Source organism: Brevibacillus sp. NRRL NRS-603 (assembly GCF_003013445.1).
Classification (GTDB): Bacteria; Bacillota; Bacilli; order Brevibacillales; family Brevibacillaceae; genus Brevibacillus; species Brevibacillus formosus.
Genome location: NZ_PXZN01000012.1, coordinates 739,961 through 752,563, shown reverse-complemented (window position 1 = coordinate 752,563; position 12,603 = coordinate 739,961). Strand labels below are relative to the sequence as shown.

16 protein-coding genes are annotated in these 12,603 nt (G+C 44.8%); 12 read left to right on the top strand and 4 right to left on the bottom strand.

The window, feature by feature from the left end; all coding sequences use genetic code 11:
• The first annotated feature begins 51 nt into the window (after positions 1–51).
• From arsR to arsC, 4 genes are all read left to right on the top strand, one after another.
• On the top strand, positions 52–366 hold the full coding sequence (arsR, locus tag C7R94_RS10555) for an arsenical resistance operon transcriptional regulator ArsR (protein WP_047067673.1): 315 nt from the start codon (positions 52–54) through the stop codon (positions 364–366).
• Between the two features lie 65 nt (positions 367–431).
• Positions 432–833 carry an ArsI/CadI family heavy metal resistance metalloenzyme gene (locus C7R94_RS10550; protein WP_106780770.1) on the top strand — a complete coding sequence of 134 codons (402 nt, stop codon included), beginning with the start codon at positions 432–434 and terminating at the stop codon, positions 831–833.
• Between the two features lie 18 nt (positions 834–851).
• Entirely contained in the window at positions 852–1,895 is a 1,044-nt protein-coding gene (gene arsB, locus C7R94_RS10545; RefSeq protein WP_106780768.1) for an ACR3 family arsenite efflux transporter, read from the top strand.
• Positions 1,896–1,915: 20 nt separating this feature from the next.
• The gene (arsC, locus tag C7R94_RS10540) at positions 1,916–2,320 is read left to right on the top strand and encodes an arsenate reductase (thioredoxin) (protein ID WP_106780766.1); all 405 of its coding nucleotides are present in this window, start codon (positions 1,916–1,918) and stop codon (positions 2,318–2,320) included.
• 258 nt (positions 2,321–2,578) lie between these two features.
• Here the strand turns inward: arsC and C7R94_RS10535 are convergent, their stop codons facing one another.
• On the bottom strand, positions 2,579–3,148 hold the full coding sequence (locus C7R94_RS10535) for a DUF4269 domain-containing protein (RefSeq protein WP_106780763.1): 570 nt from the start codon (positions 3,146–3,148) through the stop codon (positions 2,579–2,581).
• A 108-nt stretch (positions 3,149–3,256) separates the two neighbouring features.
• Here C7R94_RS10535 and C7R94_RS10530 point away from each other — a divergent pair, with 108 nt between their 5' ends.
• Positions 3,257–3,742 carry a DUF456 domain-containing protein gene (locus C7R94_RS10530; RefSeq protein ID WP_106780760.1) on the top strand — a complete coding sequence of 162 codons (486 nt, stop codon included), beginning with the start codon at positions 3,257–3,259 and terminating at the stop codon, positions 3,740–3,742.
• 50 nt (positions 3,743–3,792) lie between these two features.
• Here the strand turns inward: C7R94_RS10530 and lexA are convergent, their stop codons facing one another.
• On the bottom strand, positions 3,793–4,416 hold the full coding sequence (gene lexA, locus C7R94_RS10525) for a transcriptional repressor LexA (RefSeq protein ID WP_007718939.1): 624 nt from the start codon (positions 4,414–4,416) through the stop codon (positions 3,793–3,795).
• A 162-nt stretch (positions 4,417–4,578) separates the two neighbouring features.
• On the opposite strand from lexA, the gene yneA reads away from it, so the two are divergent.
• From yneA to C7R94_RS10505, 4 genes are all read left to right on the top strand, one after another.
• The gene (gene yneA, locus C7R94_RS10520; protein WP_106780758.1) at positions 4,579–4,914 is read left to right on the top strand and encodes a cell division suppressor protein YneA; all 336 of its coding nucleotides are present in this window, start codon (positions 4,579–4,581) and stop codon (positions 4,912–4,914) included.
• A 76-nt stretch (positions 4,915–4,990) separates the two neighbouring features.
• Entirely contained in the window at positions 4,991–5,188 is a 198-nt protein-coding gene (locus C7R94_RS10515) for a DUF896 domain-containing protein (RefSeq protein WP_007718933.1), read from the top strand.
• Between the two features lie 96 nt (positions 5,189–5,284).
• Positions 5,285–5,650, top strand: coding sequence for a fluoride efflux transporter CrcB (gene crcB / locus C7R94_RS10510; RefSeq protein WP_106780755.1), 366 nt, complete (start codon positions 5,285–5,287; stop codon positions 5,648–5,650).
• A 38-nt stretch (positions 5,651–5,688) separates the two neighbouring features.
• Positions 5,689–7,938: a HelD family protein gene (locus C7R94_RS10505; protein WP_106780752.1), complete on the top strand. Its 2,250-nt coding sequence runs from the start codon at positions 5,689–5,691 to the stop codon at positions 7,936–7,938.
• A gap of 64 nt (positions 7,939–8,002) precedes the next feature.
• Here C7R94_RS10505 and C7R94_RS10500 read toward each other — a convergent pair whose 3' ends face one another.
• Positions 8,003–8,305 (bottom strand): HesB/IscA family protein, encoded by a 303-nt coding sequence (locus C7R94_RS10500; RefSeq protein ID WP_047067652.1) that lies wholly within the window; start codon positions 8,303–8,305, stop codon positions 8,003–8,005.
• 124 nt (positions 8,306–8,429) lie between these two features.
• On the opposite strand from C7R94_RS10500, the gene ltaE reads away from it, so the two are divergent.
• The 3 genes from ltaE (at position 8,430) to C7R94_RS10485 (ending at position 11,641) form a co-directional block, all read left to right on the top strand.
• A complete protein-coding gene (ltaE, locus tag C7R94_RS10495) occupies positions 8,430–9,455 on the top strand; it encodes a low-specificity L-threonine aldolase (RefSeq protein ID WP_106780749.1) in 1,026 nt (341 codons plus the stop codon).
• A 223-nt stretch (positions 9,456–9,678) separates the two neighbouring features.
• A complete protein-coding gene (locus tag C7R94_RS10490; RefSeq protein WP_106780747.1) occupies positions 9,679–11,310 on the top strand; it encodes a peptide ABC transporter substrate-binding protein in 1,632 nt (543 codons plus the stop codon).
• Positions 11,311–11,443: 133 nt separating this feature from the next.
• Positions 11,444–11,641: a hypothetical protein gene (locus tag C7R94_RS10485; protein ID WP_047067647.1), complete on the top strand. Its 198-nt coding sequence runs from the start codon at positions 11,444–11,446 to the stop codon at positions 11,639–11,641.
• Positions 11,642–11,644: 3 nt separating this feature from the next.
• Here the strand turns inward: C7R94_RS10485 and C7R94_RS10480 are convergent, their stop codons facing one another.
• Positions 11,645–12,379: an alpha/beta hydrolase gene (locus C7R94_RS10480; protein ID WP_106780745.1), complete on the bottom strand. Its 735-nt coding sequence runs from the start codon at positions 12,377–12,379 to the stop codon at positions 11,645–11,647.
• Between the last annotated feature and the right edge of the window lie 224 nt (positions 12,380–12,603).

The window sequence follows — 12,603 nt, the reverse complement described above, 5'->3', positions numbered from 1 at the left end:
CGTGCATATAATAAATACATCAAAAAAAATTGATGAATGAGGTTGTAATCGATGAACCATATTAAGCACAAATTGGAGCTATATGAGAAGAAATTCAAGGCTCTTTCCGATCAGAAGCGACTTGAAATTATGTATGAGCTTTGTCAAAGAGGTAAAACATGCGTCTGTGATCTTACCGAGGTTTTTGACATGCCTCAATCTAAATTATCGTATCATCTCAAGATATTATTGGATGCCAACCTAATTATCAAAGAGACAAAAGGTACCTGGAGTTACTACGATCTGAATGATGATGAAGTGAATCACCTCTTATCGGAAGAGCTTTGTTGTATCTTCAGGAAAACAGGCAAAGGGAGCTGCTGCTAATTTTTTTTAGACCTTATATCAATTTTTTTTGATTAATAGTATTTAAAATAAAGGAGGATGTTGAAATGAAGTATGTACATGTTGGCGTTAACGTTACCAATTTGGAGAAATCTATTGAGTTTTATCAAAAGGTTTTTGGGGTTAATCCTGTAAAGGTAAAACCTGATTATGCTAAGTTCTTGCTAGAAAACCCTGGACTAAACTTTACATTGAATGTTCGGGACGCTGTAAGCGGAAATCAAGTTAACCACTTCGGCTTTCAAGTTGAAAGTGCAAATGAAATCCTGACTCATAAGGAAAGACTAGAAAAGGAAGGCTTTTTCGCTCGTGACGAGATGGATACGACATGTTGCTATGCTGTGCAGGATAAATTTTGGGTTACTGATCCAGACGGTAATGAGTGGGAGTTTTTCTACACAAAGTCTGACAGTGACGTTCATAAAATCGAATCCACATCCTGCTGCTAAGACAAAGTGGGAGGCCCAATGAAACAATTATCATTTTTAGATCGCTTCTTAACCCTTTGGATCTTTCTTGCTATGGCAGTAGGGATTATGATCGGAACCTTCTTTCCTACTTTCACAAGTGGATTAAATAGCTTACAAATTGGTACAACATCCATACCGCTTGCTATAGGCTTAATACTGATGATGTACCCTCCTTTAGCTAAAGTTCGATATGAAGAAATGGGACGTGTATTTAAAGACCTTAAGGTTCTTGTGCTATCCCTTATTCAAAACTGGGTTATAGGTCCGGTTTTGATGTTTTTATTAGCGATCATTTTCTTGCCAGATAAACCAGAATATATGGTGGGGCTGATCATGATTGGATTGGCACGTTGTATCGCCATGGTGATTGTGTGGAATGACCTCGCAAAAGGTGATGCAGAATATGCTGCCGGGCTTGTGGCTTTCAATTCTGTGTTTCAGATGCTTTTCTTTTCAGTATATACTTATGTCTTTGTCACCGTAATTCCCGAATGGCTTGGTATTCAGGGCGCAGTCATTCGTATTACGATGGCGGAAGTGGCAAAATCGGTGTTTATATATCTAGGTATTCCTTTTCTTGCCGGGATGCTGACGCGCTTTACTTTTGTAAAAGGGAAAGGCAAACATTGGTATGAGAAAGTGTTCATTCCGAAAATAAGTCCTATGACACTGATTGCCTTGCTCTTTACTATCATTGTCATGTTCTCAACACAAGGAGAAAACATCGTAAGCGTTCCGCTTGATGTAGTCCGAATCGCGATTCCACTTCTCATCTACTTCATCGTTATGTTCTTTATTTCTTTCTATATGGGGAAGAAGATTGGGGCAAATTATCCTGTTACTACGACCCTTGCTTTCACAGCGGGCAGTAATAACTTTGAGTTAGCTATTGCAGTGGCAGTTGGAGTGTTTGGTATTCATTCCGGTGCGGCCTTCGCAGCCGTGATAGGCCCTCTTGTTGAGGTACCTGTTATGATTGCATTGGTTAATGTAGCTTTATGGTTCAAGCGCAAATATTTTGCCAGCACATATCCAAATTGAAGCTAAAAGGTGTGTACATCATGGAAAACAAAAAAACGATTTACTTTTTATGTACAGGAAATTCTTGCCGAAGCCAAATGGCGGAAGCATGGGGAAAGAAATACTTGGGTAACGACTGGAATGTTTTTTCGGCTGGGATTGAAGCCCATGGTGTGAATCCAAACGCGGTTCGAGCGATGAAAGAAGTTGGCATAGACATTTCCGATCAAACATCAGATGTCATTGACACTGATATTTTAAACAAGGCTGATCTGATCGTGACATTATGCAGCCATGCCGATTCCGTTTGTCCAACCACTCCTACTCATGTAAACCGTGTCCATTGGGGATTTGACGATCCTGCGGGAAAAGAATGGCCTGAGTTTCAACGAGTTCGTGACGAGATCGGAGCCCGCATTAGGAGGTTTATGGAAACGGGAAAGTAAAATTCTCCATAGGAGCTGTAAACTTCAGATGACCACCGCCTAAAAAAGCATGAAAAGTCCCCTTTCTTGCGGAAGGGGACTTTCTCTACACGATGTATGCCATCATTGTCAGCAGGAGTCGGGATTTTAGTATTTTCCAAGATAATCACTTCCGTACCACAAGATATTCTTCGTGTAAGCCTATTTTGTACATACCGAATGTATACTTGCGAAACAATATTTTAAACACTTGGCTAAGTGGATGAAAAGGTGAAGAGCCTATCGAAGCAGCTGAACTCTTTGACGTAATTCCTCTTTGGTTAATGACTCCAATTGCAACAATGCCTCATATGGATCATCACCCGCAATATGAAAGTATTGAGCAAAGGCAGGTTCGGTTTTCATGCCGCTTTGCTTCAGAGCCCTGATATGTTTGTATGCATCCAAGCCCCCTATATCTAACAATCGTGCTTCGATGTCCATATGACGATAAGCGTTTTGGTTTTCGACCGCTACCGGTTGAGCAAACAATTCAAACCAAAAGTCAGCTGTGAAAAACGAGATAACGCACGTGGGAATACTTTTCACATCTAGTTGTGTCACTTCGAACCTGGGCAAGCAGCCATACGCTGTACGAACAAACTGCTCAAACTGATCCAGATCATGACTTTCGCAAATAATATCCAGATCGCTTTGCGCAACGTCAATGTCCAATGGAATGGTTCCGGCAAGCACTGGACGGTAATCGGATAGTACTTCCATGATATGCGTCTGTTGAATCACTTCCCACGCCGCTTTTTGGCGCATCGATCCTCTGCCCAAGTATGAGAGATCATGCCAATTTCTCATGAGACTACCTCCGTGTCTACTTTCTTTTAAAATAGTTTAGACAAAAGTAAATAAGTACGCAACGAAATCGGTAATCACTCGTATACCTAAAGGAAGGGAGTGTAGTAGATGGAAATATTTTTGTGGGTCGTAGTTGTGCTATTGTTCTTGCTAAGCATCGCAGGAATTTTCTTGCCCGTTTTACCTGATACGATCTTGCTGTGGGCGGGCTTTTTGCTCTATCACTTTTTTATTGCAGATCCTGGAGCGGGATTGCCAGCATCCTTTTGGTGGGGAATGGTCGTTCTAAGCATTCTGCTTTACGGTGCTGACTTGCTGACGAACATGTACTTCGTGAAAAAGTATGGAGGGTCAAAGTGGTCGTCCGTTGCTGCTGCGGTCGGAATTATCCTCGGGATTTTCGTTTTCCCACCGTTTGGTATGCTGATCTTGCCGTTCGTATTCGTCGTTCTCGTAGAGTTGATGGTGCAGAAGCAGTCGATGGAGCGAGCAGTGAAAGCAGGGGTAGGCTCACTGATCGGATTTTTGGGCAGCGCGGTCGTAAAAGTCATCTTGCAACTTGCGATGATCATCTGGTTTTTTATTGCTAGATAACATATAGAAAACAAAAAGGACAGCAGAGGCTGTCCTTTTTTATGTGGAAACTAGTGAATGAGGCGATAGACGCCGATGACTTTGCCGAGAATGGTGACATGCTCCAGAATGATTGGTTCCATCGTGGCATTTTCCGGTTGAAGACGGAAGTGGTTCTTTTCTTTGAAAAATCTTTTGACGGTCGCTTCGTCTTCTTCTGTCATGGCTACGACAATATCACCATTGTTCGCTACGTGCTGTTGGCGAACAATTACGTAATCTCCGTCGAGAATCCCGGCATCAATCATACTGTTTCCGGAGACGCGCAGCATGTAGACCTTGTCAGAAGTCACGATATTGTCCGGAAGCGGGAAGTATTCTTCCACATCCTCAATGGCAGTAATCGGTTGTCCAGCGGTTACTTTTCCGATTACGGGCACACGGACGACAGAGTCTTCGAAATTGTCTTGAAAACGATCTTCATCTGATAACAATTCGATGGCGCGAGGCTTGGTAGGATCTCGACGAATGAGGCCTTTTTTCTCTAAGCGTGCCAAATGACCATGTACTGTTGAGCTGGAAGCTAGTCCGACAGCCTCTCCAATTTCACGTACAGAAGGGGGATACCCTTTATCACGAACTTCCTTTCGTATGAACTCGATGATGGCTTGTTGTCTACTCGATAATTTTGACATAGAAAGACACCCCTGATTTCTCGAACATATTTTCCTATATTATACCATGGGAGCTTGCGTTCGACAAACATAAGTTCGATTCTTTGTTGACATGAACATATGTTCTCATTTATCATGAGGTTACAAATGATCAGAACGTATGTTTGTGAGGGGGCCATTATTATGAATTCATCAACAGTACGTAATCGTTTCGACAAAAAAGAAGAACGTCGTGTTCGTTTTGGTATCACGAGAGGACAAGCTCTCTTGTTTCTTATTACATTTACTCTCTTTTTTTACTTGTTGACCGAACTGGTGTTTGCTTCTTCGCCAATGGAGGAGCCACAAGGTGTAGAAGTAACCGTACAATCTGGAGATAGCCTATGGTCGTTAGCTGTTCGCTACTCAGATCAGCATACAGATGTTCGTGACTATATCATAGAAATCAAGGAAGCGAACGGTTTGGATAGCAACAGGCTTTACCCGGGTCAGACTCTGATCATGCCTGACATGCCGTAAGTGTTCGGTTGTCTTGCGGGAACATTCGAATGTGGTATAATAAAGCGGCACTACTACAGAGTGGGAGGAACCAGCAGTGGTATCTGACGCAGAAATTAAACGCATTAATGAATTGGTCAAAAAATCTCGCGAAGAAGGTTTGACTGAAGAGGAAAAGCTCGAACAAAAAGCATTGCGCCAAAAGTATATTGACGCCGTTAAGCTTTCATTGAGAGCAAATTTGGATTCCATCCGTTATGTGGAAGACCTTGAAGAAAATAAGCCAAAACAGTAAGATAACAATTACTGATACGACAGACATCCTCGCTTGACGCTAGGGTGTCTTTTTCTGTGACATACATAACGCTTTGATAGCCAGGGAGGGAAAGCGATGGCGTGGATAGCTGTGGCGGTTGGAGGAGCAGTTGGCTCTCTTTTGCGCTACCTATTGTCTTTGTTCGCAAATCAGCCGGGATGGCCGTGGGGAACCTGGATCGCCAATGTTTGTGGATCTTTGGTCATCGGCATCTTGTTCGTGCTGGGGAAAGAACGTGGTTTTTTATCTCCGACACTCTATCTCTTATTTGCAACGGGTGTCATGGGAGGATTTACGACTTTCTCTAGCTTCTCCTTGGAAGTGGTTACTTTTTGGGGAGAAGGCCATCTGTTGCGTGGCACTTTGTACGCTCTTCTCAGTTTGGGAGTCGGTCTCCTTTCTTGTGCGGTTGGAATATGGCTGGCGAGGCAATGGTCCTGATACATTCAATAACACGATACATGTGAGGGGGAATGAATGTGAGTACACAGCATCGTGATTATGAACTGGAACAAAAAAAGCTGGATGAAACCATTTCAGCGATCGACGAAGAAATGGAGCAGCTTCGCAATGATATTCGTGAGGCAACAGATGACTATGTGAAGCAGGTCGTTAACTTTAAAAAGGCAAAGGATTTGCGCTATCTGGAAGATCAGGGTCGAGAGAAGCCTTATTTCGGCAGAGTGGATTTCTTGAAGGATGAAATCTATGAGCTGGACCAGGTCTACATAGGGAAACGGGGAATTGTGCGCAGTGATACATTTGATTCTGTCGTCGTGGATTGGCGTGCACCTATCGCCAGTCTCTATTATTCGGGTGAAAGCAAAGACGCGTTCTATCGGATGGGACGCGAGATCGTGCGTGGTGAAGTTCGATTAAAGCGTAATTTTGCAATTGAAGACGGAAAGATTGTTGGCATCTATGATGGAGCAGTAAAAGAAACGATTAACCGCGAAATGGGGCATCCCGATGAGTTTTTGCAAGAGGGCTTCATCGATGAATTTTTGGCAGCCAATCTGAATCAGGCCAACGATAGCAGACTAAAAGACATCGTCGCTACGATTCAGTCCGAGCAAAATGATATTATTCGAGCGGAAAAGGAACGACCCATTGTTGTGCAAGGAGTAGCGGGGAGCGGAAAAACGACCATTGCGCTGCACCGACTCTCCTATTTGATTTATAACTACCAGGATTCCATGATGTCCAAAAAGTTCATGGTGTTTGCACCCAACCGGATGTTTCTTACCTATATATCCGAGGTTTTGCCAGAGTTAGGCGTCGATGACGTTCAACAGTCTACCTTTGTAGATTGGGCAGCGCGTCTTGTAAAGCCTCTGCTACCTAAAGGATGGAGAATCGTGAGTCCCGATAAGCCTCTTCAATTGTTCTTCGAGGAGGGGCAGGATGAGCGCCAGCAAGAAATGACGAGAAACAGGCTTCGCTTCAAAGGATCGCTTGCTTGTCGGGAGGCGCTGGAGCAATACATTCGGTATATCGTTGAAACGAGAATCCCTTTTAAGAAGCTCAGCTTTTTATACAACAAAACCAAGCAAGTCTTTACCATTCCGGGTGATTTTATTCGCCAATGCTTCCTGGAGCAATTCGCCAATATGCCGTATCATCGACGGGTAGAAGCGCTTCGCAAGCATTTGAAACAAGAAATGAACAAGCAATTGTTTGCCCATTTGCGAGAACGAAAAGTCGATTTGGACAAAGAAGGCTTGTACAAATTCGAGAAAATGCTGGAGCAAATATTGGATACGTACCTGACTGCGTTTCCCAGACTGGAAATCTTCGCAGCTTATCACGAGTTGATTGCTGACGAGGAATTACTGCGCAAGCTCGTACCTGCTGACATTTCAGACGAGGTTGTGCGTGATGTGGCTCAGTCAAGTGCTGCGTTATTTGCAGAGGAGAGATTGGAGCCGGAAGATATCGCGCCATTGCTATACTTGCAGCATATTGTTGAAGGAATGAACAAAGCGGAGCATTTTGATCATACGGTCGTAGATGAAGCGCAAGACTTGAGTGCGTTGGAAATAGCAGTCATTGCATTGGCAACGAAGCGAAACTCACTAACAATCGTGGGAGATATTGCGCAAGGCATTCATAGCTACCGGGGGATTCATGCCTGGGAAGAGTTGACGAAGGGGATATTTGCACAGCTGTTTCCTTCTTATTATACGTTGTCGCAAAGCTATCGTTCGACAATTGAGATCATGCGCTGTGCCAATGAAGTGTTACGGCAAATTGAATTGCCCGAGACGGTATTGGCAAAACCGGTTTTGCGTCATGGTGAAAAACCAATCATGGTCAAGGCTCGTTCGCGAGCGCAACTGTGGGAGGACATCTCTTCGCGTGTGGCTGCCTACAAATCTGAAGGCTTCAAAACGATTGCGATCGTAGCGAAAACCATCCAAGCGAGTAAAAAAGCACATAAAGGCTTGCAAGACAAGATAGCTGATCTGACTCTGTTAGGCAGCAAGGATAACCAATTTCCGGGTGGCGTAACTGTCATGCCTGCTTTTTTAACAAAAGGCTTGCAGTTCGATGTGGTCATTATACTGGATGTGGACGCCTATCAAAATAATGAATGGGACGCAAAACTGTTGTATGTCGCGATGACGCGTCCGGTCCATCGGCTTGTTATGACGAAGGTTGATGATGTTTCTTCACCGTTGCTGAAAGATTTACCGGCAGCGCTGTACACCATGGCTCCTGACGAATAAGAGAATCTACTCATCAAAGAAAACCCTCTGCCTGTAAAAAGCAGAGGGTTTATCTGTATCTTGCTTAGTGGTCGCCTGTGTTACCTTTTGAAGGGTTGGTAATTACAAAACCTTCTTGCGGCAAGAAGAGATAGTCAATGACGACGCCATCCAGCAATGGCTCATCTTTTTTCACGATCACATCAATCTCTTTGTCAGTCGAGATCACAAGATCTTCTTCTGTTGGCTTGTCCAGAGCGAGCCCGTAGTGTGCATGATCGCCGTGAGCGTGAGTAATATAAACGCGCAGTTTCAATTCTTTGTCTTCTTCTTGCTCGATGATTGGAGCCAATTGCTTAGCAGCGTTACGCGTGATTTTTAGTTTCACAGGTCAAATCCCCTAACTGTATGTAAGTTACCCCTCCATCTTAGCAAGAGGGAAATCAGGATGCAATGTTGAAAGTGTTACGATATGTCTAGAGAATAACAACAGGGTGGAAGGGGAGTCATCTATGAAAATCGATTTGCGCAGCGATACCGTTACGAAACCAACCGAGGAGATGCTTCGAGCAATGGCCGGTGCGGAGGTTGGTGATGATGTTTACCGAGAGGACCCAACTGTCAATCGTTTGGAAGCGATCGCGGCTGAAATACTCGGAAAGGAAGCTGCCCTGTTCGTAACAAGTGGCACACAAGGCAATCAGGTGGCTGTTTTGACGCACTGTGTCAACGGAGACGAGGTCATTGCAGAAGCGGATTCGCACATTTTTTACTATGAAGGCGGAGCTATGTCGGCATTGGCCGGCGTGCAAACACGGACGTTGGTTGGCGAACGTGGTGCTTTGCGTGCAGAAGATGTAGAGAGGGCGATTCGGGGCAACAATATCCATTTTCCTCGCACAAAATTGATTTGTCTCGAAAATACACATAATCGCGCGGGCGGGGCGGTAATCTCTGTCGCACAAATGAAAAGTGTCTATGATATCGCACAGAAACACAGGATTCCCGTTCATTTAGATGGTGCTCGTCTCTTCAATGCGGCTGTTGCCCAGGGTGTTGCAGTCAGTGAGCTAAGCGCTTTTGCCGATACCGTTCAGATCTGCTTGTCCAAAGGGCTGAGTGCTCCAGTTGGCTCCATTTTGGCTGGAGATCGTTCATTTATCGAAGAAGCGAGATGGTGGAGAAAAAAATTAGGCGGCGGGCTGCGTCAGGCAGGGTATTTGGCAGCACCGGGCATCATCGCTTTGACACAGATGACCGAACGATTGGCAGAAGACCATGAACGGGCTCAGCAATTGGCAAAAGGCTTGCGCCAGCTATCACTTCAGGTCGAGCAAGTCGACACGAATATCGTGCTTGTGAATACAGACTCGATTGGACAAACAGCTGTTGCCTTCTTGGAACGGCTGGAGGAAAAAGGAGTGCTCGCTGTTGATTTTGATGAGTATGTCATTCGCTTTACGACGCATCGACACATTAGCGATCCATGTATCAAGACCGTTGTGGAAGCAGTAGAGGAATTATTGAATACGTTGTAATCGTTTCGTTTCAAGATTTTTAGCCAGTCAAAAAAGGGACTGGCTTTTTCTTTGCTGAAATAACGAATTCAAAATAATTAGACAATTTGTACAAAATATGGGTCTTTACGCGATCAGTTTTTCGCCATACCGTCGGATTTGTTTCGTCTACACTTACGTTATCATGGTAGTGTGATGAAGTGAAAGCGCTTACTTTTGTATGGAATCAAGGGGGATGGACTAGATGAAAAAGAGGATGAGCTTCATTTTGAGCTGTTTCTTGCTGCTTCAAGCTTTAACGGGATGTAGTACAAGTGAAACGGGGGCGAATGATCAGGCATCTCAACCAACGAAGCCAACGGGAAAAGAGATGGTATTGAATTGGAACGCTGACGGTGGAGAGCCTCCGACAGCAGACCCCGGACTAGCTTCCGATGGCACTTCCTTTGATGTCATTACTGCCTGTTTTGAAGGACTGACTCGCTATGGACCGGATGGGAAAATAGCCAACGCAATCGCCGATAGTTATACGGTATCCGAGGACTTGACGACGTACACGTTCAAATTGAAAACGAATGCACTATGGAGCAACGGAGATTCGGTAACCGCCCATGATTTTGAGTTCGCCTGGAAAAGAAATCTCGACCCGAAGACAGCATCCGAATATGCCTATATGCTTTATTTCATTAAAGGGGCAGAGGAATTTAACACAGGAAAAGGATCGCATGAAGACGTAGGGGTCAAGGCACTAGACGATTTTACACTAGAGGTCAAGCTCAATTCGCCAGCTCCGTTTTTTTACGAGCTAACGGCTTTCCCGACATTGTTTCCTTTACATAAAAAGACCTTGGAAGCACACCCGGATTGGGCGGCGTCTCCAGACAACTACGTGGGCAACGGCCCGTTCAAAATGGAACTGTGGGAGCATAAAAACAAAATGGTTCTTGTGAAAAACGAGAAGTATCATGACAAAGATGCCGTGAAGCTCGACAAGATCGTCTGGAGCATGATTACCGATACCAACACTGCTCAAGCATTGTTTGATTCTGGTGAATTGGATTGGGGAGGGCATCCAAGCTACGTGTTGCCTGTCGATGTGATCCCCGCTTTGCAGGACGAAGGAAAAATCGTAATGGCGCCGTATCCGAATACAGTTGCAGTCACCTTTAATACAACCGTGGCCCCTTTTACGAATAAAAAGATTCGACAAGCCTTCTCGTATTCAATACAGCGGCAGCCTCTTGTAGACGGAATCGTACAGACAGGGGTACCTGCGGCTTTTGCATGGGTTCCTCCCTCGATGCAACTCAGCGGAAATAACTATTTCCAAGAGGATGTAAACAAAGCAAAACAGTTATTGGCTGAAGGGTTAAAGGAGCTTGGGCTTTCGACGATGCCTGAAGTGACCTTCACATATGGTTCAGGTGACGATCGTCAAAAAAAGCTGGCTGAAGCTCTTCAGGATCAATGGAAAAGAAGCCTTGGTGTAGATGTGAAAATCAGTGGCTTGGAGGAAAAAGTTTTTTTACAGAACAAGCGCTCCAAAAACTATCAGTTTGCCTACCGAAATTGGGGTGCTGATTTTAACGACCCCATCAATTTCCTGGAAATTTTCAAGGACAAAACAGTGGGCACGAACGACGCTGCTTGGGAAAACGACAGATACCGGGAGCTAATCGTCCAGAGTTACTTGGAAAAAGACCCGGCGAAGCGTAATGCGATCATGCGTGAGGCAGAGACCATCTTAATGGAGGAAATGCCGATTGCCCCTGTGTATTATGGTGCAAGACCGTATATAAAAAATGACAAAGTCAAAGGATTTTTGATCAACCCGTTTGGTGGTAGAGACTTTAAATATACAACCATTGAACAATAAAAAAGAGTCTTGCCGTGTCCGGAAACTTGGAGAGCGGCAAGGCTTTTTTTGGTTCCATTCGGTTGACTCACTTGCGTGTAATTCAGACCCGCCAATGAAATACTATAGCTATCCAACATAGGGGAAAAGAGGGATGGATATGATCTCGGCCAAAGAGCGAGAACGCATTCTCAATCAAATGAAACGGGACGAGAGCAAGATTGTCAACATCGTCCTAAACGATTCCAATCAGGTAGCGGGCGAAATTGAAAAAGCCAACCACCAAGGCATTTTCTTGGTGGATGGCCGGTACTACGGGTACGAGGACATCAAAGAAATCAATGGCTCGTAATGGTTACAGACGGGGAGGCGGGAAGAAGTAGCGCAAGGCGTCAGGCAGCTCTTTTTGCCACAAACCCCAGACGTGATTCCCCGGTTTTTCTCGATAGGACAAGGTTGCTTGCTTGTCCTCGAGAATTTGTTTTGCCTCGCGATTCCATTGCACGAAATCGAAGGTACCCGCACTTGTTTCCACAGCCGTCTCATCGAGGCCAACGACCATCCAGATTCGTAGCCAAGATAGACTAGATTGATTCAAAAGCGGGTCGAGCGTCGTCTGGAAAAACGCCCCGGACAGCGAGAGTACTTGTGGAAAGAGGTCGGGGTGTTCCAATGCGAGATGCAAAGAAACGGTTCCACCTAAAGAGTCTCCAGCCAGTACACGTGAAGCAGGATCACGGCGCACAGGATAGCGCTCCTCAATGTAAGGAATCAGCTCTTCGGTGAAAAAACGCTGATAGGCTGCATTTCTCGACCCCGAAGGAGAATACTCGCTGGTGCGCTTGTTGCGATCGACGGAAACACCTACGACGATGTAGGGTTCGATACCTTCTTCCAGAATCAATTGATTGGAGATGGTAGCGATTCGACCCATCGTAAAAAAGTCGTTTCCATCCTGGCAATACACAACAGGGTAAGAAAGAAGCTCATTGTACCCCGGCGGCAGGTATACTTTGACCGAGCGGGGAGTGTCCACGTGGATGCTGGGCACTTCTTCTTTTATAATGGTTCGCTTTACATAGTCAGACATCGATTACACTCCCTGTATGCTCAAATGAAAAACTAAGCCTTGAAAAAAACTGATACAGCTTATATAGTAAATGATAACAGAGAGGAAATAAACCCTGTAATATCAATACTGTAACACATTAAACAGGTATTTTGACTGCAATATAACAGGGTGTTGCAAACGGCGCTGTAAGCCCTTTCTTGCACCATGCAACTTTCTTCTGGTTTGTATCAGGGTCACTTCCG

Excerpts from the sequence above, each read along its gene's own strand:
- lexA (WP_007718939.1), bottom strand. The coding sequence starts at position 4,416 with ATGTCAAAATTATCGAGTAGACAACAAGCCATCATCGAGTTCATACGA.
- C7R94_RS10550 (WP_106780770.1), top strand. The coding sequence starts at position 432 with ATGAAGTATGTACATGTTGGCGTTAACGTTACCAATTTGGAGAAATCT.
- arsC (WP_106780766.1), top strand. The coding sequence starts at position 1,916 with ATGGAAAACAAAAAAACGATTTACTTTTTATGTACAGGAAATTCTTGC.
- C7R94_RS10530 (WP_106780760.1), top strand. The coding sequence starts at position 3,257 with ATGGAAATATTTTTGTGGGTCGTAGTTGTGCTATTGTTCTTGCTAAGC.
- yneA (WP_106780758.1), top strand. The coding sequence starts at position 4,579 with ATGAATTCATCAACAGTACGTAATCGTTTCGACAAAAAAGAAGAACGT.
- arsB (WP_106780768.1), top strand. The coding sequence starts at position 852 with ATGAAACAATTATCATTTTTAGATCGCTTCTTAACCCTTTGGATCTTT.
- C7R94_RS10535 (WP_106780763.1), bottom strand. The coding sequence starts at position 3,148 with ATGAGAAATTGGCATGATCTCTCATACTTGGGCAGAGGATCGATGCGC.
- C7R94_RS10490 (WP_106780747.1), top strand. The coding sequence starts at position 9,679 with ATGAAAAAGAGGATGAGCTTCATTTTGAGCTGTTTCTTGCTGCTTCAA.
- C7R94_RS10480 (WP_106780745.1), bottom strand. The coding sequence starts at position 12,379 with ATGTCTGACTATGTAAAGCGAACCATTATAAAAGAAGAAGTGCCCAGC.
- arsR (WP_047067673.1), top strand. The coding sequence starts at position 52 with ATGAACCATATTAAGCACAAATTGGAGCTATATGAGAAGAAATTCAAG.
- crcB (WP_106780755.1), top strand. The coding sequence starts at position 5,285 with ATGGCGTGGATAGCTGTGGCGGTTGGAGGAGCAGTTGGCTCTCTTTTG.
- C7R94_RS10485 (WP_047067647.1), top strand. The coding sequence starts at position 11,444 with ATGGATATGATCTCGGCCAAAGAGCGAGAACGCATTCTCAATCAAATG.
- ltaE (WP_106780749.1), top strand. The coding sequence starts at position 8,430 with ATGAAAATCGATTTGCGCAGCGATACCGTTACGAAACCAACCGAGGAG.